21 protein-coding genes are annotated in these 25,804 nt (G+C 64.8%); 14 read left to right on the forward strand and 7 right to left on the reverse strand.

Features of this window, described 5'->3' with window-relative positions; all coding sequences use genetic code 11:
- The first annotated feature begins 24 nt into the window (after positions 1 to 24).
- The 4 genes from OU998_RS07840 to OU998_RS07855 are packed head-to-tail and all read left to right on the forward strand — an operon-like array spanning position 25 to position 4,862.
- Positions 25 to 2,064, forward strand: a complete 2,040-nt coding sequence (locus OU998_RS07840; RefSeq protein ID WP_267516416.1) for a TonB-dependent siderophore receptor — start codon at positions 25 to 27, stop codon at positions 2,062 to 2,064.
- Position 2,065: 1 nt separating this feature from the next.
- Positions 2,066 to 2,491 carry a cupin domain-containing protein gene (locus OU998_RS07845; protein ID WP_267516418.1) on the forward strand — a complete coding sequence of 142 codons (426 nt, stop codon included), beginning with the start codon at positions 2,066 to 2,068 and terminating at the stop codon, positions 2,489 to 2,491.
- Positions 2,488 to 3,621, forward strand: a complete 1,134-nt coding sequence (locus tag OU998_RS07850) for a PepSY-associated TM helix domain-containing protein (RefSeq protein WP_267516419.1) — start codon at positions 2,488 to 2,490, stop codon at positions 3,619 to 3,621. The genes OU998_RS07845 and OU998_RS07850 overlap by 4 nt, the downstream gene beginning before the upstream one ends.
- A 14-nt stretch (positions 3,622 to 3,635) precedes the next feature.
- Positions 3,636 to 4,862 carry a RhtX/FptX family siderophore transporter gene (locus tag OU998_RS07855; RefSeq protein ID WP_267516421.1) on the forward strand — a complete coding sequence of 409 codons (1,227 nt, stop codon included), beginning with the start codon at positions 3,636 to 3,638 and terminating at the stop codon, positions 4,860 to 4,862.
- Between the two features lie 207 nt (positions 4,863 to 5,069).
- On the opposite strand, the gene OU998_RS07860 is transcribed toward OU998_RS07855, so the two are convergent.
- From OU998_RS07860 to OU998_RS07870, 3 genes are read right to left on the reverse strand one after another with little or no spacing between them, the layout of a single operon-like run.
- Positions 5,070 to 7,535 (reverse strand): ABC transporter permease, encoded by a 2,466-nt coding sequence (locus tag OU998_RS07860; RefSeq protein WP_267516423.1) that lies wholly within the window; start codon positions 7,533 to 7,535, stop codon positions 5,070 to 5,072.
- A gap of 10 nt (positions 7,536 to 7,545) precedes the next feature.
- On the reverse strand, positions 7,546 to 8,229 hold the full coding sequence (locus OU998_RS07865) for an ABC transporter ATP-binding protein (RefSeq protein ID WP_267516425.1): 684 nt from the start codon (positions 8,227 to 8,229) through the stop codon (positions 7,546 to 7,548).
- Positions 8,230 to 8,256: 27 nt separating this feature from the next.
- Positions 8,257 to 9,570: an efflux RND transporter periplasmic adaptor subunit gene (locus tag OU998_RS07870; RefSeq protein WP_267516426.1), complete on the reverse strand. Its 1,314-nt coding sequence runs from the start codon at positions 9,568 to 9,570 to the stop codon at positions 8,257 to 8,259.
- Between the two features lie 108 nt (positions 9,571 to 9,678).
- Here OU998_RS07870 and OU998_RS07875 point away from each other — a divergent pair, with 108 nt between their 5' ends.
- The 4 genes from OU998_RS07875 (at position 9,679) to OU998_RS07890 (ending at position 15,270) form a co-directional block, all read left to right on the forward strand.
- Positions 9,679 to 10,953, forward strand: a complete 1,275-nt coding sequence (locus tag OU998_RS07875; RefSeq protein ID WP_267516428.1) for a sigma-54-dependent transcriptional regulator — start codon at positions 9,679 to 9,681, stop codon at positions 10,951 to 10,953.
- A 325-nt stretch (positions 10,954 to 11,278) separates the two neighbouring features.
- Positions 11,279 to 12,190 (forward strand): sensor histidine kinase, encoded by a 912-nt coding sequence (locus OU998_RS07880; RefSeq protein WP_267516430.1) that lies wholly within the window; start codon positions 11,279 to 11,281, stop codon positions 12,188 to 12,190.
- Positions 12,191 to 12,499: 309 nt separating this feature from the next.
- Positions 12,500 to 14,236, forward strand: a complete 1,737-nt coding sequence (locus OU998_RS07885; protein WP_267516431.1) for a hypothetical protein — start codon at positions 12,500 to 12,502, stop codon at positions 14,234 to 14,236.
- Between the two features lie 95 nt (positions 14,237 to 14,331).
- Positions 14,332 to 15,270, forward strand: coding sequence for a CsgG/HfaB family protein (locus OU998_RS07890; protein ID WP_267516432.1), 939 nt, complete (start codon positions 14,332 to 14,334; stop codon positions 15,268 to 15,270).
- Positions 15,271 to 15,350: 80 nt separating this feature from the next.
- Here the strand turns inward: OU998_RS07890 and OU998_RS07895 are convergent, their stop codons facing one another.
- A complete protein-coding gene (locus OU998_RS07895) occupies positions 15,351 to 15,518 on the reverse strand; it encodes a hypothetical protein (RefSeq protein ID WP_267516433.1) in 168 nt (55 codons plus the stop codon).
- A 50-nt stretch (positions 15,519 to 15,568) separates the two neighbouring features.
- On the opposite strand from OU998_RS07895, the gene OU998_RS07900 reads away from it, so the two are divergent.
- Together OU998_RS07900 and OU998_RS07905 are read left to right on the forward strand one after the other, a co-directional pair.
- Positions 15,569 to 15,943, forward strand: a complete 375-nt coding sequence (locus OU998_RS07900; RefSeq protein ID WP_267516434.1) for a DUF4810 domain-containing protein — start codon at positions 15,569 to 15,571, stop codon at positions 15,941 to 15,943.
- Positions 15,943 to 16,623 carry a GNA1162 family protein gene (locus tag OU998_RS07905; RefSeq protein ID WP_267516436.1) on the forward strand — a complete coding sequence of 227 codons (681 nt, stop codon included), beginning with the start codon at positions 15,943 to 15,945 and terminating at the stop codon, positions 16,621 to 16,623. The genes OU998_RS07900 and OU998_RS07905 overlap by 1 nt, the downstream gene beginning before the upstream one ends.
- A 123-nt stretch (positions 16,624 to 16,746) precedes the next feature.
- Here OU998_RS07905 and OU998_RS07910 read toward each other — a convergent pair whose 3' ends face one another.
- Genes OU998_RS07910 through OU998_RS07920 form a run of 3 tightly spaced genes read right to left on the reverse strand, consistent with a single transcriptional unit; the run spans position 16,747 to position 20,954 of the window.
- Positions 16,747 to 17,520, reverse strand: coding sequence for a hypothetical protein (locus OU998_RS07910; protein ID WP_267516437.1), 774 nt, complete (start codon positions 17,518 to 17,520; stop codon positions 16,747 to 16,749).
- Positions 17,520 to 19,799 carry a ThiF family adenylyltransferase gene (locus OU998_RS07915; protein ID WP_267516439.1) on the reverse strand — a complete coding sequence of 760 codons (2,280 nt, stop codon included), beginning with the start codon at positions 19,797 to 19,799 and terminating at the stop codon, positions 17,520 to 17,522. Before OU998_RS07915 ends, OU998_RS07910 begins: the two co-directional genes overlap by 1 nt.
- Before the next feature lie 9 nt (positions 19,800 to 19,808).
- Positions 19,809 to 20,954, reverse strand: coding sequence for a hypothetical protein (locus OU998_RS07920; RefSeq protein ID WP_267516440.1), 1,146 nt, complete (start codon positions 20,952 to 20,954; stop codon positions 19,809 to 19,811).
- A gap of 789 nt (positions 20,955 to 21,743) precedes the next feature.
- Between OU998_RS07920 and OU998_RS07925 the strand changes: the two genes are divergently transcribed.
- From OU998_RS07925 to OU998_RS07940, 4 genes are all read left to right on the forward strand, one after another.
- Positions 21,744 to 23,120 carry an IS1182 family transposase gene (locus tag OU998_RS07925; RefSeq protein WP_267516443.1) on the forward strand — a complete coding sequence of 459 codons (1,377 nt, stop codon included), beginning with the start codon at positions 21,744 to 21,746 and terminating at the stop codon, positions 23,118 to 23,120.
- A gap of 308 nt (positions 23,121 to 23,428) precedes the next feature.
- Positions 23,429 to 24,676, forward strand: coding sequence for a hypothetical protein (locus OU998_RS07930; protein ID WP_267516445.1), 1,248 nt, complete (start codon positions 23,429 to 23,431; stop codon positions 24,674 to 24,676).
- Positions 24,673 to 25,002, forward strand: a complete 330-nt coding sequence (locus tag OU998_RS07935) for an STAS-like domain-containing protein (protein WP_267516447.1) — start codon at positions 24,673 to 24,675, stop codon at positions 25,000 to 25,002. Before OU998_RS07930 ends, OU998_RS07935 begins: the two co-directional genes overlap by 4 nt.
- A 30-nt stretch (positions 25,003 to 25,032) precedes the next feature.
- On the forward strand, positions 25,033 to 25,548 hold the full coding sequence (locus OU998_RS07940; protein ID WP_267516449.1) for a hypothetical protein: 516 nt from the start codon (positions 25,033 to 25,035) through the stop codon (positions 25,546 to 25,548).
- Positions 25,549 to 25,804: the final 256 nt, after the last annotated feature.

The following is a 25,804-nucleotide window of genomic DNA, read 5'->3' on the forward strand; positions in this document are numbered from 1 at the left end:
GAGCCAGTTGCGCTCGCCGATGTCGTGGTCACCGCAGCGCTGCCGCCGGCTGCGGGCGCGGCGTTGAAGATGCCGCTGAAGCTGAGCGAGATTCCGCAGACCGTCAGCATCATCGACCGCGAGCGGATCGAGCAGCAGGCGCTGGTTTCGCTTGATGATGTGATGAGCAATGCGCCGGGCGTCACGGTCCAGCCGGGCACGCGACTGCGCACCGCCTATTATTCGCGCGGCTTCTCCATCGACACCCTGAATTTCGACGGCATTCCGACCTCGGGCTGGAACGAAGCGGTCAATACAGAGGACATGGCCATCTATCAGCGGGTTGAGCTGCTGCGCGGCGCCAGCGGCCTGTTGCAGGGATCAGGCAATCCTTCGGGGACCATCAATCTGGTGCGCAAAAGGCCCGGACGCGACTTCACTGCTGAGGGCGCGATCAGCGGCGGAAGCTGGGATAACTGGCGTGTGGAAGGCGATGTCGGCGGCCCGCTGGCAGCGGACGGCGACCTGCGCGGGCGGATGGTGGCTGTCTATGAGGATCGCGACTTCTTCTATGATACGGTCCATCGGCAGAAGGGTCTGATCTATGGAACGGCCGAGTGGAATCTGACGCCGCGAACGATTCTGGCTGCGACCGTCAAATGGCAGGACGTCCAGGACGACGGCGCCTATATGGGCGTGCCGCGATACAGCGATGGCGGGGTCATCGACCTGCCGCGCAGTTTCTATCCGGGCGCCGAGTGGGATCGCCGCAACTGGAACAACATTCAGTCTTTCCTTGAGTTTCGCCACAGCTTCGTCGGCGACTGGGAAGGCAAGGTTGCGCTCAGCCGTATCGACGGCGACAGCGACCTGACCTACGCCAGCGCCTTCGGCGCGGTGAACCGGACGACCGGCCAGGGGCCGATTCTGTATGGCGGCGCCTACGACTTCACCAATGAGGAGACGGATCTGGACGCCTATCTGTCGGGCACGCTCGGGGCCTTCGGACGGCGGCACGAGATCGTCCTGGGCGCCAACTACTGGGACGGCAAGACCCATCAGACAGCCTATAATTTGGCGGGGTTGATGGGGCCGGTTGATATCTTCACCTGGGATCCGGCCGCCGCGCCGCGCCCGACTGGCAAGACCTATGCGGGCGAGCAGACGACCTCCACCGAACAGTATGGCGGCTATGGCGTTGCGCGGCTGCATCTGACCGATCCGCTGACCCTAGTGCTGGGCGGCCGGTTCAGTTGGTGGGAGACGACGACCGACCGGCGAGCGACCATCGGCGGCCCTTTGACGCCGACCGGCGGCTACAAGATCGACGGGGAATTCACGCCCTACGCCGGTCTGGTCTGGGCGCTGGATGAGGTCTTTTCGCTGTATGCCAGCTACACTTCTATTTTTACGCCACAGAACAACCTGACCTGGGACGGCAAGGTCATCAATCCGATGACGGGCGTCAACGTCGAGACCGGGGTCAAGGGCGAGTGGTTCGGTGGACGGCTGAACAGCTCGCTGGCCGCCTTCCGCATCTTGCAGGAAAACCGCGCCCAGCTGGACCCGGACCATCCGTGCGTGTCGGGCATGACTTGCGCCTATGTGGCTGAAGGCGAAGTCGAAAGTCTGGGGCTGGACGCCGAACTGACCGGGCGCATCCGGCCTGACTGGACCGTGCAGGGGGGCTACACCTACGTTGAGACGGAGTACAAACGCGACCGCACCACCGCCGGGACGCCCAGCAGCAATGAGGGCCAGCCCTTCTCGCGCTTCACCCCGCGCCATCAGTTCAAGCTGTGGACCCACTATGCCGGTCTGATGGGCGGCCGACTGTCCTTGGGTGGCGGAGTCGTCGCCCAAAGCAAGGCTCAGGCTGTGGCCGGCACCGTGGTGATGGAGCAGGGGGGCTACGCCGTCGTCAATGCGCGCGCTGCGTATCGCCTCAATCCGCATTCGGAATTGTCGCTGAACGTCAACAACGTGTTCGACAAGACCTATTTCACGACCCTGGGCGGGACTAGCTGGAACAACTGGTATGGCGAGCCTCGGAATATGCTGATCACGCTCAGGGCGTCATATTGAGATGGCCGACCTGATCGAGCCGTTCGACGCGCTGGACCATCTGGTGCTGCTCAACGCGGAAGGCGGCGCCTTGCCCCTGCTGCGGTCGGTCGACGCCTGGCGAAACGTCAACCGCTGCGCTGGCGGCCGCGTCATTGGTTTCAGTCGCCCGCAGGCGGCCGAGGATCTTCACCCCGACAGGTGGGAGATGCACCCCGCCGGGGATGAATTCCTGCACCTGATCGAGGGAGAGATGGACGTGGTGCTGGACCGGCCGGGCGAAGGCGCGCGCCTGCCCCTGACCCTGACCTTGACCTTGACGCAGGGCGGGGCGGTGGTGGTGCCGCAGGGCATTTGGCATCGGCTGCTGCTCAAGCGGCCATCCGCCTTGATGTTCGTGACCCCGGCCGGGGGAACCCAGATGCGCCCCGTGGAGGCCGGGACGTGAATTGGCGGCCCTTGTTCTGGCGGGTCCATCGCTGGGTCGGATTGGCTTGTGCGATGGTGTTCCTGATCGTCGCCCTGACGGGGACGGCGCTGTTGATGGAGCCGCAGACCAATCTGAAGGGATCTGTACGCCTGAACGATCCGGCGACCTCGCTGGCCGGGATCGAGACGGCGATGGCGCAGCTGGCGGTGGACTATCCGCATCACCAGATGGGCTTGATCCTGCCGGGCTCCACGCCGCAGCGCAGCTGGCAGATCGGCCTGCGTCCCGCATCGGGCGAAGGCCCGGCCTTGAGCGCCGAATTTGACCCCGGCAGCGGTCGGATCATGCGCGTGGATATGGCAGAGGCATCGCTGCGCGACGATCTGCTGAAACTGCACAACAGTCTGTTTCTGGGCGTGACGGGCAAGCTTGTGGTGCTGGCGATGGCGCTGGGGGTCGTCTGCCTGACGATCACTGGCGTCGCCATGATGCGGCGGCGTTGGAGGACCCTAACGTCTTCGCCTCTGGCGTCGCCGCTGCGCGTGCTTTCGCTGCATCACTGGACCGGGCTGGTTGGGGGGCTGTTCATCGTCATGTGGGCCTCAACCGGCTTCATGCTCCTGGTCTACAAAAGCCTGCCCGAGTTCGGCGTCGGCCGCCCGGGAGCGACACTCGCGGCGAAAGCCCGTCCCAAGCCAGCGCCTACAGCTGGAGCCGGACAAGCGACAGCGTCTCGGGCGCCTCTGTCGCAGATGGTGGATGCGGCGCTGGCGCTTCATCCGGGCGGCGAGGTGCAGGCCCTGAGCCGTAGCCCGCAGGGCGTCATGGTGATCGTACTGAAACGCGACGCCGCACCGTGGCGCAAGTCGACGACGGTGGCTTTCGATGCTGCGGGCGCGCCCCTGGCTGCGCGCGAACCGCCTGGCTTCATGAAGGTGATGATCGCCGCCAAGGCCCTGCATACGGGTCTGTGGGAGCGGCCGTGGCTGCGCGTGGTCTATCTGCTGTTCAGTCTGACGCCCATCGCCTTGGTCGTGACCGGCCCCTGGCTGTGGTTACGCCGTCGCCGGCCTGCGCGCCTCCCGGAACGAAACACGTCCCTCCGCAACAAGGCGGGGCGTTCGCCGCGCCGCAATCCTTTCGCATGATCCCGGGGACATCCATGGAAAAGCACGATCGTCTCACGCCTGAATCCATGCGTCTGTTGTTGACTGTGGCGGCCCTATATCTGGCGCAAGGCATTCCGTTCGGCGTGGCGATGGAGGCCCTGCCGACCCTGTTGCGCAAGGACGGGGCATCGCTGGCCGCGCTGGCCTGGCTGCCGCTGGTCGGCCTGCCTTGGGTGCTGAAAGTGCTGTGGGCGCCCTGGGTCGACAATCTGTGGGGGCCACGTCTGGGGCGGCGTCGGAGCTGGATACTGCCCATGCAGGCGATCGTCATCCTGTGCCTGCTGGGCGTGGCGGTGGTGGGGCTGAACAGGGCGCCGGTGGTGGTGGGCCTTTGCGTCCTGGCGTCGTTGGCCAGCGCCACCCAGGACACGGCCACCGACGGCCTGGCTGCGGAGCGTTTCGGCGGCGTCATGCTGGCGCGGGCCAATGCACTGCAGGTGGCTTGCACCATGATCGGCTTCTTTGTGGGCGGCTCGGGCGCACTGATCTTGAGCGGCTTGGTCGGGCGAGCGGCGGCGCTGGTCGCGCTGGCTGCAGTCGTGGCGGTTGGTTTCGTCCTGGCTCTGGCGATGCGTGAAGCGCCGCATGACGCTCCGGTGCGCGGGCGGCGGGCCAGTCTTTTTCGGTTGTTGCGCCGTCCAGGGGCAGGCTCCATTCTGGCGACAGCGCTGTTCACGGCGCTGACGGCGGCGTCCGGCTTCGGCCTGGCCAAGCTGTGGCTGGTGGATGCAGGGTGGCCGCTGGAGCAGATCGGACTTTACGGCATGGTCGCAGGGGCCTCGACCATAGTTGTCGGCTGTGGCGGAGCGGCCTGGCTGATCGGCCGCATTGGCCTGTTCCGCGTTCTGACCGGCGGAGTGATGCTGTGCGCGGCGGGGCTCGCCTTGTGGCTGGGCGTGGCGACCGGCATGATCGGGGCGGCGCATCCGGTTATTCTGGCGGCCATGATGATCGGTGCTGCAGGCAGCGGTTCCGCCTCGGTCGGCGCCATGACCCTGGCCATGCAGTTTGCGGCACGGGACGATCAGGCCGGCACTGACATGACCGCCGTCCAGAGTTCGCGGGATCTGGGCGAGATCGGCGCCTCTTCGGTGATGACAGGCGTGGCGGCGGCGGGCGGCTATCGGCTGGCCTTTATCGGCGGCCTGATCCTGAGCGCCGTCGCCCTGGGCGCCGTGGTGACCGCGAGGCGGTTGGACGGCGGCGGGGCGCAGCCGTGAGGATTCCGAAGATATCGCTCAGGATAGCTGGCTGCAGCTAGCCTCGGCGATGCGGGGTGAAGCGGCGTGATCGTCTTTGGGCTGGAGACTTACAGGGGAGGGGGACCGTTGAGCCCGTTAATGGGCGGAGCGTCCGATTCTGACTCTTCTCCCTCAATCCGAGAGTCCGCTTTCGGCTGGACCCTCCGGTGGTTTGGCGGATCGTCCCTAGAGACTTCTCAAGGCCTTGGCCGGTTCGGATCGCGCCGTCGCCACGGCGTGGCCCAGAACGGTCAGGACGGCGATCAGGACCGCCCCGGCGACCGGTAGGATGAAGGCCAGCGGGGACAGGCCGACGCGATCGTCGAACCGCTCGAGCCAGCGGCTCATCAGCAGGAAGGCCACTGCACAGGCGATGATCGCCGCCACGCCCACGGGCCTGAGGAACTCGCCGACCAGCAGACCCAGCACCTCGGTGGTTGAGGCGCCCAAGGTCTTGCGAATGCCGATCTCGCGCGTCCGTCGCGCCGTCACGAAGGCGGCCATGCCGTACAGACCGAGCGCGCCGATCAGGATCGCGACCCCAGCGCCGAGGCCGAACAGGCGGCTGCGCTGGTCCTCGGGCTTGTAATAGGGCTCCAGCATCTGAGCCACGGTCTTGGCCTCGAAGGGGACCGTCGGGGCGGCGAGGCTCCAGGCGCGTTCCATGGCGGCGCGAATGGCGATCGGATCGCCGTTGTAGCGCACGACGAGGACGCCTCCGGGGATGTCATCGCTGCGGTAGCGATAGAGGACCGGCGGAATCTGGTCGCGCGGCGACCGAAACCGGACATCGCGCACGATCCCGATCACCGTCATGGGCTCGCCGCCGAACCGCACGGTCTGACCCACGGCCGAGGCCGCGCTGGAGAAGCCGAGGATCGGAAGGGCGCTTTCGCTCAACATGACGTTACGGCCGACGGCGCCGGTTTGCGGAGAATCTCCGTCTTCGGCTCTGGAGTCGTCCAGCCTGTTCTCGGGATTGAACGGGCGTCCGGCGGCCACGTCCACGCCATAGGTCTTGAAGTAGTCGGGGCCGACTTCCTCGATGACCACAGCCGGTTCCTCGCCGACATGACCCGGCCTGGAGACATTGGTCTGGGATACCGACCCGGTAGCGGGCGAACGGCTGGACACGGTGATGGAGACCACCCCGGGGATACGCCGGTACTGATCCAGCAGACCGGCGCGGCGACCGTCCAGCTCCGATCCCCAGAACCTTTCAAGGACCAGGATGCCCTCGCGCGTAAAGCCGAGATCGGCGGTGCGCAGATGGTGGCTCTGGACCAGCATGACGAAGGTACAGATGCTGAACACCAGGGCGACCGTGAACTGGACGACCACCAGGATGCTGCGAAGCTGCGATCCGGCGCGGCCGCCCCCGGGGGAGCGGGCTGAGGCCAGAACCCCGGCGGGCGCGAACCGCGCGAGGGCCAGGGCGGGCCAGGCTCCTGCGCCGACGCCGACAATCAGGGCCGTGGCGGCAACCATCAGCACCACGCCGTCGGCGCCGAGATACTGGAGCTTCAGCGTTGTCCCGCCATAGGCGTTGACCACCGGCAGTATAAGTTCGGTCAGGGCCAGGCCGAAAAGGGCGGCGGCGGACGCCAGGACGACGGCCTCGACCAGGAACTGCAACGTCAGGACGCGTGACGTCGCCCCTAGCGCCTTGCGCACCGCCACCTCGCGCGCCCTCAGACCCGCCCGTGCGCTGGCCAGGTTGACATAGTTCAGGGCGGCGATGACCAGGGTCATCAGCCCCACGATCCCCAGCACCGCCACGTCGGTCGCATTGGCGGATCGTTCCGCATTCGGATCGCGCGCGTCGGCGAAATGGATGTCCGTAAGGGGCGTCAGGCTGTATTTGAGGGTCTCGTTGATCGGGGACGGCAGAGCGTCCGGCGGAATGCGCCGTTTTACGAAGTTCGCCAGATCGGCGCCGACCGCCCGGGCCTGGTCCGCCTTGGGGATCCGGAAATAGGCCGAGGTGTTGAAACTGCCCCAGCGGTCGAAGGTGTTGGCGGCCTCGTCGATGTCGAAATCAGCCCGATTGATCAGGAACAGCATATTCAGGTCGAGCGAGCTGTCGGCCGGAAGATCCTTCATCACCGCCGTGACCCGATAGGCCCGTTCCTGGCCTCGCACCAGGCGCACGACCGATCGACCCAGGGCGGGACCCTCGGGGAACAGACGCTTGGCGACCGTCTGGCTCAGCACCACCGAACCGGGGTCGTCCAGGGCGTGGGCCTTGTCGCCCTCAATCAGGGGCAGGTCGAACACTTTGAAGAAGTCGGTGTCCACAAGGGCCATGCTCTCTTCGATGATCGGCCCTCCCGCCCTGATTCTGGCTCCGCTCCCCATCACCCGGGTAGCGGCGGCGATCTGGGGATAGTCCTCCTTGATCAGGCCGACGGCGACGCTTTGGACATTGCCGGAAAAGCTCGGCTCTCCGCCGGGCCAGCGGGTGACGACGCTGAGGCGATAGATCTGGTCGGCATTGGGCGTCCAGCGATCAAAGCCCGTCTCGAAACGGACGGTCAGCAACAGGATGAGGAAGACGGCGATCCCGACCGCCAGCCCTCCGACATTGAGCGCGGTGTAGAGCCGGTGACGGCTCAGCGATCGGTAGAGGGTCTTCAGGTAGTGGCCGATCATGGCGTTCTCCTCAGGACGCGCGACGGACGCCGGCGACGATGCGCCCGTCCAGCATGTCGACGATGCGGCCGGCCTCATCGGCCTGGGCCGCAGAGTGGGTCACCATGACGATGGTCGCGCCCTCGGCGTTCAGTCCCTTGAGAATCTCCATGACCTGGGCCCCGTTCTCGCTGTCGAGGTTGCCGGTCGGTTCGTCCGCGAGGATAAGGTCGGGCTGGCCGACGATCGCACGCGCAATGGCCGCGCGTTGCTGCTGTCCCCCGGAGAGCTGGTGCGGATAATGGCCTGCCCTGTGCGCGATGCCGACCCGGTCCATGGCCGAGGCGATCCGGCTTTTCCGCTCCGGACCCGCCATCTTGCGGCGATAGATGAGGCCCAGTTCGATATTCTCGGCGACGGTCAGCTCGTCGATCAGGTTGAAGCTCTGGAAGATGAAGCCCAGGTGCCGCGCGCGAATGGCCGCCAGGGCCGCCTCCTCGGCCTGGGCCACATCCTCGTCCTTGAACAGATAGCGCCCGCCGGTGGGCCGGTCGATCAGACCGATGATGTTCAGGAGCGTGGACTTGCCGCAGCCCGAGGGGCCCATGACGGCGACGAACTCGCCCTTTTTTACGTTCAGTTCGATGTCGCGCAGCGCGGCGGTCTCGACCTCATCGGATCGATACAGACGCTGGATTCCGGCCAGAGTGATCATGAGTTTTCCTTCGTCGAGGAGAAATAGTCAGCGGAGAACGAGGCGCGGTCGCGCGTCGAAAGCGGCGTAGGAGGAGGCGACAATGCGGTCGTGGGCGGCGAGGCCTTGGAGAACCTCAACCTGCGTCGGACTGCGCCGTCCCAGACGGACGGCCCGCCTGGTCGCCCGGCGACCGTCGGCGTCGAGCACATAGACGAAGGCGCCCCCTGACCCTTCGAGCCAGGCGCCCGTCGGCAGGACGAGCGCTGGACGGCTCTCGCCGAGCGTGATGCGCAGATCGAGGGTTTGGCCCCGACGCAGGTTCGGCGGCGTCGCCCCCCGGAACACCAGTTCGGCGGTGAAACGGCCGTTGGCGACCTGGGGCAGAACCCGTGAAACCGCCAGCGGCCAGGTCTTGCCTTCAAGGGTTGCTGTCGCCCCTTGGCCCGTGCTGACGCGCGCGAGATAGAATTCGTCCACCTCGGCGACGAGCTTGTAGGCGTCTTCTGAATCGATCTGGCCGACCACGGCGCCCGCCGTCAGGGGTTGGCCGGGCTGGAGGTCAAACGCGGTCAGGCGACCGGCGACCGGCGCGCGAATGGTCAGGGCGTCCAAGCTGGCGCGGACGGCCGAGAGGTTGGATTGCAGTTGGTTGGATGAGGACAAGACGCCCTCGAGCTGGCGTTGCGCCAACTGGTTCTCGGACGGCTCGGCTCGCCTGAGGCTCTGCAGCCGGTTGCGATGGTAGTCGGCCAGAGCCTGCGACTCCGCCAGACCGGCGTCGGAGACGATGCCCTTGGCGTGCAGGCTTGAGCGGATGCCCAGTTCGCGCTCGGCGTTGAGCAGATTGAACGCGGTTTCGCTGATCGCCTGTTCCCGATCCAACCGGCTGCGCGAAATCTGGAGCTGCTGGCCCCGGGCGTCGCCGAGTTGACCGGCGATCTGGGCCTCGCTCGCCGTCACCTCCATGCGCAGCCGCGGGTTGGACAGGATCGCCAGGGGCTGGCCGGCGGTCAGACGGGCGCCGTCCTCGACCTGCACGTTTTGGACCTGTCCCCCCTCGATTGCGACGATCTGGACCGTGCGCAGGGGCGCTGCGACGGCGCGGACGGGAAGGGCGTCCTCGAAGATCGCTTGCTGCGCCGTTGCGGTGGCGAGGTCGGCCTCGTTCACCACCAGCTCGCCGCTTCCAGGCAGGGTGCGCCAGATCAGCACCGCGATCACGGTCACGAAGGCGGCCGCCGCTACGCCCATGACGACGCGGCCAGGCCTGAACCGCTTGCGAGGCAGGCGACGATCCATGGCGCCCGCCGGCGGCGTGGCGGAAGGCGGGGGATCGGAAGACGGGTCGGCCTGGCTCATGCAACGAAGTTTAACGTGCCGCTCGATATCGGCCTAAAGCGCCGCCGCGCTTGATCTTTTCGCCAACGCGATCTTACCTGTGTTCGTTTTCGAACACCGAAAGCCTGTATGTCCGCGACCGTTACGTCCCCCATCGACGCGCCGGCTGGCCGGGTGCTTTTCATCGACGACGACGCCGATGTGTTGAAGGCGGCGACGCTTGTTCTCCGGCGTCAAGGCTTCGAGGTCGCCATGATCAGAAGCCCCGAGGAGATCTGGTCCGCTCTGGCCGAAGCGCCCGTCGACGCCATCCTGCTTGACCTTAATTTCCGACCCGGGGCCCGGTCCGGCGACGAGGGGCTGGAAGCCCTGCGTCGGATCGTGGCGCTGGATCCGGATGCGGTCGTCCTGGTCGTCACAGGCCATAGCGGGGTCGGCGTCGCCGTCGCGGCCATGCGCGCCGGAGCCGGCGATTTCATCATGAAACCATGGAGCAACGCGCGGCTGATCACGGCCGTCACCGACGCCGTCGCTCTGAGACGTCGCCGGCGGGCGCAAGGGCGCGCGCCATCCGGCGCCGCGTCGGAGGCGCTGATCATCGGCGCGTCTCCCGCAGCGGACAGACTGCGCGCCCGCGTCGTCAGGCTGGCCGCGACGGAAAGTCCGGTCCTGATCACTGGCGAGTCCGGCGCCGGAAAAACGCTCACGGCCCAGGCGATCCATGCCGCCTCGACCCGGCGGGACCGGCCTCTCGTGTCGCTTGATCTCGCGGCGCTCTCGCCGGAGGGACAGATGGCGCGTGTTCAGGCGGTCGCCGAAGGCGTCCTGCTCCTCAAATCGGCCGAGGCGCTCGCTCCCGAGGTCTTCGGTGTTCTTGCCGGCGTGATCGAGGCCGCTTCGCCGGTCCGCATCCTCGCCACGACGACCCGGATGGAGGCGCTGTCGCACTGGCCCGATCGCTTGAGGTTCGGTCTTGCAGGGACCCAGATTCAGGTTCCGGCTCTACGCCTGCGACGCGGCGATATCCTCGAACTGACCCGATACTTCATTCGACGGGCCGCAGCTGACGTCGGCCGTCTGCCCCGACCGGTTTCACCGGAGGCCGAGGCCTGGCTGACCGGCGCTGACTGGCCGGGCAATATTCGCGAACTCAGGGCGGTTGTCGAACAGGCGGTCTTCCTGGGAGAAGGCGATGTGCTCGACCTCTCCGATCTGAAACCCTCCAGCGAACCGGCGTCGGCGCGCTCCGTCGAGCCGGGCGACGATCTCAATCTGGATCGTCAGGAACGCCGGCTGGTCGAGGCGGCGCTGAAGCGCCACGGATTCAACGTCAGCCACGCCGCCCGCGATCTGGGCCTGACCCGGGCCGCCCTTTATCGCCGGATGGAAAAGCATGGCCTCTAGCCAACGGTTCGGCGCGACCGTCGCCTTCCTCGGAGCATTTGTCCTAGGGGTCGGCTTCTGGGCTGCTATTGATCGAAGCCTGTGGGCGACGGCGGCGGCCTTGGGCGTGTTGGCGGTTCTGGCCGCTCTCCCCGCGCTTGGGCGTCTCGCCCGTATCTGGTCCCCGACGGGCGGGGGCGCCGCCTCGGGATTCGATCTTGATGAGCGACGGTCCGCCGAGGCACGGCGCCGTTGGCTGGCTCATGTGCTTGACCTTGTCCCGACCGCCCTGGTGAGCCGGTCCCCCGACGGTCGTCTCCTCGCACTCAACCGGGCGTCTCGGGCCTTGTTCGTCACGGATGGGCCGATCCTGGGCGCGTCCGATGAGTTGCTACGCGTGGCCGGCGGCCCGTTGATGGCCGACGCTACGCCGCTGATGCTGGGGCGGCCCCGCCCACGGGCCTATGCGGCCTCGCTCGCCGACATCGTGCAGGAGGATGGCCCGGCGAGGTTGATCGCCCTTGCCGACATCGAAGAGCAACTCCGTGCGCGCGAGACCGCGACCCTTCGAGAGACGCTTGACGTCCTCTCTCACGAGATCATGAACTCCCTGACACCGGTAACGTCCCTGGCGCAGAGTGCGCAATTGCTGCTCGCTGACGGCGACAGGGAAGGGGCCGGGGATGCGCTGGCCGTCCTTGAGCGCCGGTCAGTCGGCTTGCTTCGGTTCGTCGAATCCTATCGGGCGCTGGCCAGATTGCCGCTGCCCGTACTGCGCCCGGTGACGGTTGCGCCTTTGGTTGCGGACGTCCAACGCCTTTTCGAGAGACACGATGCAGGAGACGGCGTCACGCTGGAGCTGTCGCGGATGCCTGACGTGACCGTGTTGGCTGACCCAGACCTCCTGGTGCAGGCCGTAATCAATCTCCTGCTTAATGCGGCGCAGGCGGTCGCCTCCAGACCCGGCGCCGCCGAAGCGCCGCGCGTTCGCCTGTCGGTCGGCGTCGAAACGAGCGTGGTTCGTTTCGAGGTGTCGGACAACGGCCCTGGCCTAGGCGGCTTGGATCCGGAGACCATCCTAAAACCCTTCTTCACCAGCCGGCCCAGCGGCGCCGGCATCGGCCTCAGCCTCGTGTCACAGATCATCGCCGGCCATAACAGCCGCCTTGATTTTGGACTGTCCGACATAGGTGCAACCGGGCTGGAGGTGAGCTTCTCACTGGCGCGCGCAATCCCGGGACAGGACAGTCTCGGGTAAGTGCGGCGAGACGAGTGGATGTCCTCTTTATGAGGCTGCAATAAAAACTGCTGATGGCGCTTTTAAGACGTTGCGAGCTTGCCGCTTTATTGGGGAAGCGATCCGGGGTCAGGGGCATTGTCGGACGTCTCTTGAGGGTCGCCGCCGAGGCGACGGCTCATGGAGTTTGTCTTGTCGCCTGTTTCGCCTGCCGCCGCGCCGTCTTCCCCCCGTCGGGGACGGCGTCCCGATCCTATTGTTCTGCATCCCGATCTCTTGTGGCCATCGCCCGAGGACCCGGGTGATTTTCACGCCGCCCTCGATCTTCAGATGAAGCGGCATGGCGACACCACCTACCGGATGCACAAGGCTCTGGCGGCGGCCGGGCTTTCGATTGACCAGCACGCCATCGCCGCATGGCGAACGGGGGCCAAGACGCCCCAAAGCTCGACCAGCCTCAAGGTGCTCGGCTTCATAGAGCATCGCTACAGGCTTGAGGCGGGCTATTTTACAGAGCGGATGGGGCGTTGGCGGGCGACGGGGGCTCTGTCGCCTAAAGGGATTTCGCGGTCTGAGGCGCGGCGGCTGGCCTGGCATCTTCCGGACGACTTCAGGGACCGAGGGCGCCGCGAGCAGGCGGAAATCCTCGACTGGGTCCGCACGCGCATTCTCGCTGGGGGCACGGCCTACAGGCGCTACCATTCTGAGGTTTCGCGCCAGCGCTTCGGTTTCCGGTTTGACGGCAATGGAGCGGCCTGTCTCCAGGCGCCGCCCAGGCTGCGCGCGGAGATGGCGGCTTTGGTCCGGTTCAAATCCGCGACCCTGACCGATATCGGCTTCGAACGCTCAGGCGTCTGGGGCGAGGCGACGGCGATGCAGAGGGGCGAACACCTGGCGCTTATGCTGGGCGCCATGGCCGCGCCGGCGGACAGCGCGGTGAAGGGGCTGGGCGTTCCCGCGAAAGACCTGACCCTGGGGCTCCTCGTCTTCCCGGCGGTCTGGGACTGGTATGTGCAGTGGAGGGAGCAGAGGCGTGGCTTCTTCACCGGATGGGAGGCGGAAATGCTGCTCCTGGCGGCGGCGTTGACGCGGGAGCGGACCGGGTGGTTGCGGCAGTCCCCGGCGCTAGCCTGCGACATGCCCACGGTGCCGGGCCTGGTGACCGAAGACATGATCGTTGAAGCCCAGGCCGACTGGGCGGGCGCCTGCGATGTCGTGCATCGTCATACGCTGGCGCGGGCCCGGGAGGTACAACGTGTCGCCCGGATTCACCGGGACCCTTTCGAGCCGATCCTGCCGATTCTCGAGTCGCCGAGCCCGGTCCGGGAGTATCGCCGTATCGCCGAGGATGTGCTCGCGCGTATGCCAGATCGGAGACGTCATCCGCGCGCGGCTGCGGAGTTCGTGCGGGCCTTCCTAATGCTGCGCTTCGGTCTGCATCTGGGGCTTCGCCAGAAGAATCTTCGTCAGCTGCTGCTGTGCCGTCGAAACGAAACACCCCGCACGGAGCGCGAGCTTGAAGCCCTGAAGCGAGGGGAACTGCGTTGGTCGATGCGGGATGAGGGGTGGGAGGTCTTCATTCCCTGCGCCGCCTTCAAGAACGCGAACTCCGCCTATTTCTCGAAGCGCCCCTTTCGGCTGCTGCTCCCTGATCTGGGCGCGCTTTATCGATGGCTCGACACCTATATTGAAGTCGATCGCGGTCGATTGCTGGCCGGCGCCAGGGACCCCGGGGTCTTCTTCGTCAAGACGGTCAAGCGGACCAGTCGGAGTGCGGAGTTCACGCAGAGCGGTTTCTACGAGGCCTGGCGGCTGACCATCCAACGGCACGGGATCTACAATCCTTGGACGGGCAGGGGAGCGATCAAGGGGCTTCTGTCGCACGGACCGCACAGCGTCCGGGACGTACTGGCGACCCATGTCCTCAAACAGACCGGCTCCTATGAGCAGGCCAGCTATGCCATCCAGGACACGCCCCAGACGGTGGCGGCCCACTACGGACGGTTTCTGCCGCAGGATAAGGCGGCGCTGGCGGCGAAGGTGCTGAACGAGGTGTGGGCGGCCTAGAGCCGTCGTCGGACGAAGGCGAAGCTGATCTACTGATGGTTGCCAAGCGTTATGGTTTCATGGCAAGGCCTTGCTCGAATATCGGGGGCATTTGAATGCTGAACTTTCGAAGAGTTTCTGCCGCTTGCGCGGCAGCGGCTCTAGTCGCTGTTTTGTCTGCTGCGCCAGCGGTGCAGGCAAACTCTTCAACCAGTGCGGCTACGTCGGAGCAGCGGCCAGGGCTGAAGCGCCGAGTTGCAGTGGGACGGTTTTCAAACAGCACGTCCTATGGTCGCTTACTTTTAAGCCCCGGCCAGCCCGATCCTATCGCAAGCCAGGCCGGCGATATGCTCGTGAACGCGCTGGTGGGCTCGGGACATTTCTACGTCTTCGAGCGCAGCGATCTTGAAGCGCTGAACTCTGAGCGCGTTATCTCGTCTGCGGAAGCGGCGCGCCTCGTTGGCGTGGACACCTTACTGATGGGGTCCGTGACCCAACTCGGACGACGCAATGAAGGCAAGCAGGGCTTTCTGAACTCGCAGCGTCGCCAGGCCGTGAACGCGACCGTGGAGATACGTCTCGTCGATGTGCGTACGGGTCAGGTGTTCTTCACGGCGTCTGGCGCAGGCGAGGCCACGACCGAGACGGGCGAGGTTGCCGGGTTCGGCACGCGGGCAGGTTATGACTCGACGCTGAACGATCAGGCTATCGCGGCAGCGATTGCGGACACCATGACCAATGTCATCAATCAGCTTCAACAACGCGCCTGGTTCACCGATATTCTGCGCGTTTCGGGCGAGACCGTCTTCATAAGCGGCGGATCGAGCCAGGGCTTGCGGGTAGGAGATCGCTTTTCCGTCGAAACGCCTGGCGAGGTGGTGACGAGCAGCCAGAGCGGCCTGCCGATCACGCTCCCCGGCTCGAAAGTTGCGGAGATAGAGTTGACCGGCTTTTTCGGGGCCACGCCGGATAGCGAGGGCGCGACGGCCCGCATCGTCCAAGGCGCATTGCCGGCCGCGGTCGCGGGCTTGAAGGTTGTGGAGATCCGCCAATGAGACGTCTTTTAATAGCGGTCGCCCTATCCGGCGCCGCGCTTAGCAGCGGATGCGTGCAGAATTATGCCGCGCGCGACGTTTCACAGGGCTTGGCTGAGGGGATGCTCGTCGTCGTGAACGCGCCGGCCGAGGCTCGAATCGTAATCGACGGCCGCGATCTTGGCGCGGTCGGCCAGCAAGGCGCGGGCGTTCCCATTTCGCCTGGCCGTCACGACATACTGATCACGGCGGCTGGACAGCCGCTTCATAGCCAGGCCGTTTTTGCGTCGGCCGGCGCCCGGATCGAGGTCCGCATTCCATGACCTATAAATTGATCAGCAGAGCCGTCGCCGTGGCGGCTCTTTGCGTCGCTTTGACTGCCTGCGCCCCGACAAGCCGGTTCGAGTGGGGCGGGTACGAGCAAGGCCTTTACGCCTACAGCCAGAACCCGGAAAACCGAGGCGTCTACAAGACCTCCCTCGAGCAGGCGATCGAGCGCGGCAAGGCGCGCGATGCTGTCGCGCCGGGCTTGTACGCCGAACTGGGTTATCTTTATCTCGAAGAGGGGGACGCCGCATCCGCGATCCTGAATTTCCAGCAGGAGCGGGCGCTCTTCCCGGAGTCGGCCGCTTTCATGGATAGCGTAATCCAGAAGCTTGGCGGCGCGACAACAGTGTCCGGAGGACAAAACTGATGCGCTTCTCTCTAGTACCCGCGCTCGCCGTGTCGGTCTTAGCCGCAGCGGCCACCTCGGCCTGTGTCACCGCTCCGACGCCGAAAAGTTATGCCGCTCTCCGCGCCGAGGCGCCCAGGAGCGTCCTTGTTGTTCCCGCGCTGAATTCGACCGTCAACGTGGATGCGGCGGACTATTTCGTGTCGACGATTTCGCGGCCCGTGGCGGAGCGCGGATACTATGTCTTTCCCGCTCATATGGTGAAGCGCGTTCTGGAAGATGAAGGCCTGTCTGACGCCGGGCTGGTTCATCAGGCGGATGCTTCTCGCTTCCAGCCCTTGTTCGGCTGCGACACTGTGATGTTCGTCGAGATCAAGAAGTGGGAGTCCCAATACGTCATCATTTCGACCTCCACTAATGTGGAGTTCGAATACACGCTGAAGAGTTGCCGGACCGGACAGACCTTATGGTCGAACACGCAAGCGATGTCCTACAGCCCGCAAGGCGGCTCGTCGGGCAACCCGCTGGCGGACCTCCTGGCCCAGGCCATTGTGGCGGCGATCGAGAAAGCCAAACCCAACTACATCCCTTTGACCCAGCAGGCGAACCTGCTCGCCACCCATGTGTATGGCCAAGGATTGCCATCGGGACCCTATCAGGCGGCTTCCTACGCAAAGGATCAAAAGCAGTTTCCTGATTGATCGATGGGCCCGGTGAAAGCTGGGCCTATTGCATTCGTCGCAAGGAGGTTCGCCTGTTGACTCAAAGCGGCGGTTGGCAACGTCCGCTGGTGGGGCGCAGCGGTACGGCAGAGGCGCAAGGTCTCACGCCTGGGCAGTTTGCGACGTCTCACACGCCGCAAGAAGCCGACGCGCGTACAGATCTCCCGCTTCCTTCACCCAAGTTGACCGAACAACCAGAAGCCAACCGGTCAGGGCGATCAAGCTCAGCCCAAGCGCACCCGCCTGAACCGGCTGCAATGTCGAGGCAGTCGTCCAGACTGCACCCCAAACAAAGCCACCGGCATGCGGATAGCGTGTCCAAAGGACCAAGCCGACGGCTGCGATCGCTGCGATGCAGACCAGGATACCGGCTGGCTTCAGGCCGATGAGATTGCGCCGGAAGCCGTAGGACATGTTCTCGTTCAAGATCAGGAAGTGCGCCGGCCCGCGGCACTGCTCCATGAGCCAATATATCGCGGACTGATAACGGGCGTCCGCTGCAGCGGGGGCGGCGGTTTCCTCAGCCGCGGTCGGAAGTGCGCTGCCGAGCTTGGTTGCCAGATGCTGATGATAGCGAGCCTTCACCTCGGCGGGGAGGGCGTCGTCGTTGTGGCGCAGGATCCGCGTGGTCGGCATCACCTTCCATTCTTTGAGAAGGTGCCGTTGTGCGCGCTGCCCCTGCGAACGGCTCAACTCGGCGAAAAGAAACAGCAGGCCGCAGGTGTTGATGACGGTCAGAACCGCCGCGCCGACGTTGCTGGTGAGCAGCGCGGGATACCAGGCCAGCAGCGTCGCCACCGCCGGCAGCATGGTCAGTAGCGCCGGAGAAACCCGCGCCTTGAGGTCGTAGCTGTCGAAGTTCTTCAAGAAGTCCATCACTGCCCTCCAAGCCGCTCTAGGGGAATTCGTTGGTCCTCGACAATCAAACTGACCTCGTTTTCCCCAGCGATCAGCATGATCGGAGGGTAGCCTTCGACCGCCATTTGAGCTGCCATGTAGCCGTAAAGCTCTACATCATCGCCGCTGGGCAGGACTCCGTAGCCAGTCGGATGCGAATGCCATTCGCCCGCGTAGCTCAGCATCTGCTGCGTCTTCGACTCTGCTTCGGCCACCGCATCGGGAAGGCCGTAGCTCCCCCGAATGAACGAGCCCTGGTCCTCTTTGCTGTCGGCCGGCGTCGCAAGTGCGTCCACAAGGTAGATCAGCTTGCGCGACGTATCGAAGTCTCCGAGCAACACCCCGCCTGTCTCGACAGGCAGCCGCTCGTTGCGGCGCTCCCAGATCGCTTCCAGTAGGCCAGGGCGTACAAGGATCGTCCAGCCGCCCGCTTCAAATCGCTTCATCGCTCGCACGTCGACCTCAACCGCGCGAACTTCCAGCGTGGTGGGATCGGTGCGCCAGACCATTGCGACGGGCTCATCCTGGGCCAGAGCAGCACGCAGCGCCTTGGCTGCGATGCCCGCGTTGATTGCCACATGCGCCTGCTCGATCTGGCCGCTCAGGTCGCGGCAGCTCTGGCCGTAGCGGACATGCCCAGTGGCATTGAGATGACCCGCCAGCGCTGGGTCGTTCACCACGGCCGCGTAATAGGCCATCTCCAGCTCATCCAGCCGGACGCTGCGCCCGACGTCCTCGACCAGGACGGCCAAGTCATGGCCGCTCGGGCTCAGGAAGGCGGCCGCGCGCCGGGCTGTCGCCGGGCAGTCGATCGCCAAACTCCGCGATACCGCCACCGACGCCGCGAGGTCGAGGATCACATCGGCTTTTCCTACAGCCGCTTGATAGATTTCTGCGTCGTCACCGGCTGGTTGCAGGACGTTCAGATCGAACGCCGCCGTCTCGGCCCGCGCGTTCAGGAATTCGTTGGTCTGCGATGCAACGATCTTGGACTTGGAAATGCCCACCCCTTGATCGCTGTAGCAACCGTGCCGGGCGAGGTTGTGCGGAAGCAGAAGATCCTGGTCGGCGACGCCGGTGACGGTCTCGCCCATTCGCACTAGGTTGCCTACCACTTGCGACCCCAATGCACCGGCGCCGACCACCAGGATTCCGAGCCCGGTCGGACCTTCGTATCCATTGAACCGCGCCGCCGCCTCGCGGGTGATGTCGGTCAAGGTACTCCAGAGCATGACGGGCACGTTGGAGCCGTCAAAGGTCGGGTTAAGGGGGCCCAGCGTAGCACCCTCGATCATGCGGCCCTGGTCGTCGGTGATCGCGGACCAGATGTCGAGCGATACGCCGAGCTCGCGCACGGTCACGGCAAGCATGAACAGGCGGGTATCGGTGCGCTCGGCCTTCTCGCCCGCCGCGCGGGCGGTGGGGATGCTGACGATGATGACGGGGCGTGTCGCGCGAAGGGAAGGATCAGTCAGCCAGCCGCGCAGGGCTTCTCCGAGCTTCGCCTTGAAGTCGAAGCCTTCGACGCTGAACAGGGTGATCAGGTCGGCAGCTGTCCGGGCCGAGTGCCTGATGAACCCGTGCGTCTGGGTCGGCAACACGAAATGCACGGCCGTGAAACCGGGATGGTTCTTCAACCCTTCTGGCTTGCTGCCGAAGAAGCGCACCACGGGAGTGCCTTCGATGCCGTAGCCGTACAGGCGTGCTGGTATGGTCGCGCAGAGCTCGACATAGTTCGGCGGCAGAATGGCCTGATGTGCCGAACCAACGACGAAGGGCTCCAAGGGCTGGTCTGCCGTATGCAGTTCGCCCTTCGCCGTCGCGTTGAACCAGTGCCGGGCCGTGCGAACCAGAAGGTTCGGGGACCAGCGCCGCTTCGCCTCATCCCAGGGCTCCTCGCTCAGGCAGAGGACGGAGGGCTCGTCCGGCGCAGTGAGGAAGGTGTGGGGCAGGTTGCGCGGGAAGTCGTCACGGATCACTAGTGCCGTCGGCCATTCGGTATCCTCAGCGGTGAACCCAAGCGCGACGCGCTCCCGACGTGCGATATCAACGACCGGCTTTTGGCCAACGTCGAGTTCGAACTCGACCACGACCCATGAACGGCCATTGCCTTGGCGGACTTCGATCAGACTCGCGCCAACGTCGTCGCGGGCGGCGAGAAAGGCGGCGAATTCGCGCGCCTTTCCCGCCGTAGCCGCATCGCGTTCAACGACCGGCCCGCACCATTTCTCAAGCAGCTCTGCTGACGGATCGGTCAACGGTCTGCCTCAGACCAGGCGGAGGATCGGGCCGCGACCAGCGCGCGGTGCGGCCGCTCCGGTCAGCACCGCAGCGCCGCTGGCGACCGCCGTGACGATCCGGGCTTTGGTGTGGTCGATCTCAATGAGCAGCGGCTTTGGCGCGCTCACCTTCGGGTGTTCCATCGTCACCTTGAAGTCGCCGCGCAGGCCGTTGAAGCCGGTGACGCGCCGGTAGTAGTTGGCAGCCTGCCGGTGCGGCGGCTGAATGTCGCTGCCGGTCTGCGGGATCGGCTTGCTGGTCGAGACGATGATGCCGCCACGCTGCCCGTGCGTTTCGTACAGCTCCTTGACCTGATCCACGGGCACGGTTTCCTCCGCGCCCTTGTCGGGCCCAAGCGAGAGGTACGAACAGTGGTGGGGCAGCTCGAACACGTCCCACTCCAGGCGTTCAGGCCGGTTGTGGTACTTCGTGATGTCCACGATGGCGCTGAGCACTTCGTAGTCCGCGTCCGCGCCGAGCATCAACCGGGTCTTGACCCCGAAAACCTCGAACGTGACCTGGACGAAGATTCCATCCGTGTTGCGGTCCATCAGCTCACCGTTGTCGAGGCGGCTGGCAAACGGCGAGTGGGCGAAGAACTCCGCACCGTGGCTGCCGAGCGTGAAGGTCGGCACCAGCGTACCAGCGTCGACGAACAGGTGTTGCAGCGCGTCGAAGTCCAGGTTCTCGGACTCGATCCACTTGCGCAGGACATCGGGCCGCGAGAACACGCGGATACCCTTGCCTTGCCGCAGGCGATGCCGGGCCTCCTGCCGCCAGACGCGGGACTCATCGACGAGCCCGTCCTCCAGGATGACGCACGCCGGGACCCACAGTTCCTTGATCTTGAACCGGTCGTCGCCTTGGTAGCAGGCCGCGTGCTCGAGCCAGAAAATCTCGCTGGACCGGCAGATGTGGTCCTTATCCAGGTGCGTGATGCAGAAGACATCGACGTCCTTACGCTTCGCCGCGTTCAGGTCGTCACGGATCGCCTTTTCCAAGTCGATCCGCAGGTCATTCGGATCGCTCGCGTCCTTTTGGTGCGCGTAGTCGAAGATGATTTTTTGGCCGCCGTCGAGGTCGATCAGGCAGCAGTCCGCGTTGTTCAACGGATAGAAGGTAAGCTTGGGCATCAAGGGCTCCAGAGGGTGAGAACCCGCGCCTGCCCGTGACGAAGAATATCAGTTGGGCCCGTTGTCTGCTAACGGTCCCCCCGATAAAGGTCGGTCACCGGCCCTTGCGAGTCGGGAAGGGGAGAGGGCGGCTTTCCGTTCCGGCAAGTTCGGGCCGCTCTCTTCCCGCCATACGCTACGCCACACATACGCTCACAAACGGCCGAGCTGACCCATGTGGGGTTCGACCGGCGCTGAGACAAGCCGACCAGGTCGGCCCATCAGACATCGATGTTGGCGATCAGCTACCGCTCAAATCGGGCGGTCGTCGGCTCGCCTACGCACCGGGCATAGGCCGAGTCGGCTTAGCATTGAAGGGCTGTTTACCCAAACCAGCATCATTCGGTGATTCGTTCTAGCCGTCTACATCTTGTGTGTCGAGAGGGTTCGTCCCCAAGACGAAGTGGTCGGGCCACCCTTTTCGCAAGGAGGGCTCTGCAGGTTCCTGTGGACTGGTCAGCGGTCGGAAGCCTGCCTCGGCGCGCGAGTCATGCCCCTTCCGCGCAGCTTCGCTCCCCGGGCTCGTTGCCGCGGAGCCCTCACGAAGGCGCTTGCCGCTAACGGCTATCTCGCCGCCGAGACGCCCCCGACTCATTCTTTGGGTCGACGACAGCTATGCGCCTTGCCCATAGGTCGCCTAGTTGGAGCCGATCCAAGGTCCGCTCTTGGCGGATACCGTTGAAAAAGTCGGCAATTGCCACGGGCTTCAGGGGCTGATTCACTCTGGTCATTGAGACCGGAGGCGGCGTGATGATGGGCGAGCGGCGGGTCGATCAAGCGGCCCTGTTCTATACTTTCTCGCTGGAGGACCACGTCCCGGCGAACCACCTGCTGAGGTCGATTGACCGGTTTGTCGAGTTGGAGGGCCTGCGCGCGCATCTGGCTCCGTTCTACAGCGCCATGGGTCGCCCCTCGATCGATCCCGAACTGCTGATCCGGATGCTGCTGGTCGGCTACTGCTTCGGCATCCGGTCAGAGCGTCGGCTGTGCGAAGAGGTCCACCTGAACCTGGCCTATCGCTGTTTCTGCCGGCTGGGTCTGGAAGGCGTCGTGCCGGACCACTCAACCTTCTCCAAGAACCGCCACGGCCGCTTCAGGGAGAGCGACCTGCTGCGTCAGTTGTTCGACACGGTCCTGCGGCGGTGCATGTCCGAAGGCCTGGTCGGCGGCGAGGGCTTCGCCGTGGACGCCAGCCTGATCAAGGCCGAGGCGAACCGCGAGCGCAGCGTGCCCGGCGATCCCGGTCTGCCGCCCGAGGCGTCCAGCCGGGCCATCGACGAGTACCTGGCGGTGCTGGACGACGCGGCGTTCGGCGCGGCCACGCCGGTGACGCCCAAGTTTATCTCGCCGGTGGATCCGGCCGCGCGCTGGACCGCCGCCAACAAGGGGCCGGCCTTCTTCGCCTATGCCACCAACTACCTGATTGATCTGGAACACGCCGTCATCGTCGATGTCGAAGCCTCCACCGCCGTGCGGCCGGCCGAGCTGACTGCGGCCCGCACCATGATCGAGCGGGTCCGGGAGCGGCATGATCTCCACCCCGATCACCTTGCCGCCGACACCGCCTATGGCTCGGCCGAGATGCTGGAATGGCTGGTCAACGACCAGGGGATCGCACCCCACATCACGATCATCGACAAGTCTGGTCGCACGGATGGGACCTTCTCCCGGGCCGACTTCACCTACGACCGTGCCGCCGACCTCTATCGCTGTCCGGGCGGCAAGGAACTGAAACAATATCGGCGAGCCTTCCGCGCCGATCACCCCGATACACCGCCGGATGACACCTATCGCTATCGCGCCTCCAAGATAGACTGCGACGCCTGCGCGCTGAAGCCCAACTGCTGCCCCAACGGGCCGGCTCGGAAGGTGACCCGTTCCATCCACGAAGGCGCCAGAGACGTCGCCCGCGACATCGCCAGGACCGACGCCTACGTCACCTCCCGGCGCGAGCGGAAGAAGGTCGAGATGTTGTTCGCCCACCTCAAGCGCATCCTCAGGCTGGACCGGCTGCGCCTTCGCGGTCCCTGCGGCGCCCGCGACGAGTTCCTCCTCGCCGCCACCGCCCAGAACCTGCGCAAAATGGCCCGTCTGATCCCGCTACAGACCGCCCCAGCACCCGCCTGAAGGCCTGAAGCGTCACGAACCCCGTCACAGCCTGACCATGCCGCTCTTCAAGCCGATCAGCCAGGCGACTTTTTCAACGGTATCGGCGCTTCTCAGACCTCAGCCACCAACGGCTGCTGCTGATTCAACTCGGTGGTTGGCGAAGTCCACTTTCACTTACGGTTTGGAGCTCCAGCCGAGTGCGTAGGTCTGACTCTCTGTGGCGACGGAGAAGTCTGCTGCTAGGCATCTCGATGACTTGGAATGGGGATCTTTTTTGGGCAAACGGCGATCTGGAACTAGCGGCGGAATCTCGCTAGGCGTTGGAGATGCGTCGATTGTCCCCCCGCGCCCGGCGCAAGATACTGCTGTTGCTTTATCGACGTCGACGCAAGGCGACCAATCAGCGCTACAACCAAATTCTAAAGACCACTGACCGGTCCAAAATCCGTCACCAGAGGCGCGCCAGTTCCTGGACCGTTGATATGGTACGGTTCGAGGAGAGCACAGAGGGCGTGCAGCGTTGGCCCCTGAACCGATCCACGCGGATCGGCCGGGCTGGTCGCGTCTACAGTTGTACGCGGCTAACGGCGCCGGAGGATTTCAGACTCCAGTTCAACCACGACGAGATCATGAGCTATGTCTACGAGCTCAGGCGTCAAGTCTTCGTCAATGACCGTTTCCGAGGCTTTGGAACAAAGCGCAGACCGAGCCTCTATGTAGACTTGGACCGCATTGCTCGGATCGACGTCGAGGGTGCCCTTCTGCTCGCCGCTGAGATCGACCGGGTCCGCCGTGTTCTTGGCATGCGCGCTCTAATGGACGACGAGAAATGGCACCCTGAGGTTCGCTCGATACTTTACGGCCTCGGGCTTTATACGGTTATTGAGGCTGGACGTGTGCGCCAATCGGTTCCGATTGCCGACTTCGTCGGACCAGCCGAGGCTGCTGGCCTTTCCATCGTGCCCTTCCTGAGTTGCACGCGTGCCGATCCGGGCAAAGCACTCGAATTGCGCAACGCTCTCAACGATCGCTGCGCCCCGCCAGGAGATGCGTCGCAACTCGCTGTCTACGACGCGCTCGTCGAGGCTTTCAATAACGCTATCGGCCATGCCTATCTCGACGAGTATCCCGGCGACGGCCTACCGCGCGTTCGGCGCTGGTGGGCGGGAGCCTTGATCGATCACCGCGAAGGCTATCTTCATTTGGTTGTTTACGATCAGGGCGTCGGCATTCCAACAACCCTTCAGCGCCGAGGACTACTGGATGGGCTTGTCGGACGCCGCATTGAGCGCAACGACGCGGACGTAATCGCCGGGGCGCTTCAGTACGGCCGGTCGGGGGTATCGAGCGACGCTCTGTTCGGTGACGAAGCGGACGGCCGCGGCAATGGTCTCTGGAGGATGTGCGAACTTGCCGAAACGTTCGACTATGCCGATGTACGCTTCACGAGTTTGAAAGGTGACGTCGTATACGCTAAAGGCGGTGAGTTGGAACGGACCACGCTTACGTCACGTTTCTGTGGCACTATGATCCGTTGGCGGGCTACGATTGGCGCGCGGGAGCTACAGGTATGAAGACCATTTCTATTGCACGCGACTTCTCGGCTACGCCGGGCGGCCGCCTAACGCGTGATGGTCCATATTCAGGCGAGGCGTTCCGGAAGCGCCTGCTTGAGCCGGAAATCGATGCTGGCGAAACCCTTGTGGTTGAACTCGACGACGTTGCCGGTTTGCCATCCTCCTTTCTAGAGGAGGCGTTCGGCGGCTTGTTTCGGCGCGAGAACGCCAATGCTCGAATTCGTGACCAGATTAAGTTGAGCGCCAAGTCCTCCGCCCTGCGGCCATATATCACGCTCATTGATCGCTACATCGATGACGCTGCCCGCCGCATTCGCGGCTGAGTTGGCCGCGCCGAGGTGTGGGACGGCGCAATGGAGATGATCTGCGATTTGTTGGCAGGGGGATGGACCTGGTTGAGCGGTCCTGCCTTTGGCTGGTTTACCGACAAGCTGCTCGCCCCAGCGCTAGTTGCAGTCCTTTTTTCGGGCCTGACGAACATCGTCATCGAGCGACTCAAGGCCAAGCGAGATCAGGCGACCAAACTGTGCGACGCACTACGCGCCGATCTTGCCGTCCTGCAGCAATTGGCTGCCGACTATTGGTCGCGCAAACTTAAGGTCGGCGACGCCGTGATCGAAGCCAAGATTCTTTCCCTTCAGTCGGAGGTGATCGCGACGAGCGGCTTACTGCGCGATGAGTTTGACCTGCCGGTCGCAGATGACGCCCTCTTTGCGGACTTGGCAGATGCACTCACTGGTGGAGACTTCGGTACGACCGCACGAGCGGCGGATACGGCGCGTCTCAAAGCGTCCGCAGCGCTCCTCAGCGAACTGCGCACCCGGATCACCAAAGAACGCTGGAAGAGGATGAAGAAGACGGGCTGGTAGATGCAGGTCTCGTCGCCGACGATCTGCACAGTCAGGCGTTCGGCAGCAATTGGGTTATCGCGTGATCGGGGCCTCTTCGCCTCTCAGCTACCGCAACAACAAGCAGCCCCCCCCTTGGCCGTGGAAATGGGAAAAGTCCATTGACCCCAAGGCGTCTCTCGATGTCGGCTAACGGGACTCAGGCGCCGTCGTTACTATTGCCGGCCGCGACTGCTCCGGATTCGCGAACGCATGCGGTAGCGGAAGCGGCAACTTG

Origin of the sequence: Brevundimonas sp. SL130 (assembly GCF_026625805.1) — a bacterium.
Taxonomy (GTDB): Bacteria; Pseudomonadota; Alphaproteobacteria; order Caulobacterales; family Caulobacteraceae; genus Brevundimonas.

What these genes read in the sequence shown, in the direction of transcription:
- OU998_RS07845 (WP_267516418.1), top strand. Translation starts at nt 2,066, where the DNA reads ATGGCCGACCTGATCGAGCCGTTCGACGCGCTGGACCATCTGGTGCTG.
- OU998_RS07855 (WP_267516421.1), top strand. Translation starts at nt 3,636, where the DNA reads ATGGAAAAGCACGATCGTCTCACGCCTGAATCCATGCGTCTGTTGTTG.
- OU998_RS07860 (WP_267516423.1), bottom strand. Translation starts at nt 7,535, where the DNA reads ATGATCGGCCACTACCTGAAGACCCTCTACCGATCGCTGAGCCGTCAC.
- OU998_RS07865 (WP_267516425.1), bottom strand. Translation starts at nt 8,229, where the DNA reads ATGATCACTCTGGCCGGAATCCAGCGTCTGTATCGATCCGATGAGGTC.
- OU998_RS07870 (WP_267516426.1), bottom strand. Translation starts at nt 9,570, where the DNA reads ATGAGCCAGGCCGACCCGTCTTCCGATCCCCCGCCTTCCGCCACGCCG.
- OU998_RS07875 (WP_267516428.1), top strand. Translation starts at nt 9,679, where the DNA reads ATGTCCGCGACCGTTACGTCCCCCATCGACGCGCCGGCTGGCCGGGTG.
- OU998_RS07885 (WP_267516431.1), top strand. Translation starts at nt 12,500, where the DNA reads ATGAAGCGGCATGGCGACACCACCTACCGGATGCACAAGGCTCTGGCG.
- OU998_RS07890 (WP_267516432.1), top strand. Translation starts at nt 14,332, where the DNA reads ATGCTGAACTTTCGAAGAGTTTCTGCCGCTTGCGCGGCAGCGGCTCTA.
- OU998_RS07895 (WP_267516433.1), bottom strand. Translation starts at nt 15,518, where the DNA reads ATGAAGCGGCTGTCCAGCCGCCGTGATCAGTATGTCGTGACGGCCAGG.
- OU998_RS07900 (WP_267516434.1), top strand. Translation starts at nt 15,569, where the DNA reads ATGACCTATAAATTGATCAGCAGAGCCGTCGCCGTGGCGGCTCTTTGC.
- OU998_RS07905 (WP_267516436.1), top strand. Translation starts at nt 15,943, where the DNA reads ATGCGCTTCTCTCTAGTACCCGCGCTCGCCGTGTCGGTCTTAGCCGCA.
- OU998_RS07910 (WP_267516437.1), bottom strand. Translation starts at nt 17,520, where the DNA reads ATGGACTTCTTGAAGAACTTCGACAGCTACGACCTCAAGGCGCGGGTT.
- OU998_RS07920 (WP_267516440.1), bottom strand. Translation starts at nt 20,954, where the DNA reads ATGCCCAAGCTTACCTTCTATCCGTTGAACAACGCGGACTGCTGCCTG.
- OU998_RS07925 (WP_267516443.1), top strand. Translation starts at nt 21,744, where the DNA reads ATGATGGGCGAGCGGCGGGTCGATCAAGCGGCCCTGTTCTATACTTTC.
- OU998_RS07930 (WP_267516445.1), top strand. Translation starts at nt 23,429, where the DNA reads ATGCGTCGATTGTCCCCCCGCGCCCGGCGCAAGATACTGCTGTTGCTT.
- OU998_RS07935 (WP_267516447.1), top strand. Translation starts at nt 24,673, where the DNA reads ATGAAGACCATTTCTATTGCACGCGACTTCTCGGCTACGCCGGGCGGC.
- OU998_RS07940 (WP_267516449.1), top strand. Translation starts at nt 25,033, where the DNA reads ATGGAGATGATCTGCGATTTGTTGGCAGGGGGATGGACCTGGTTGAGC.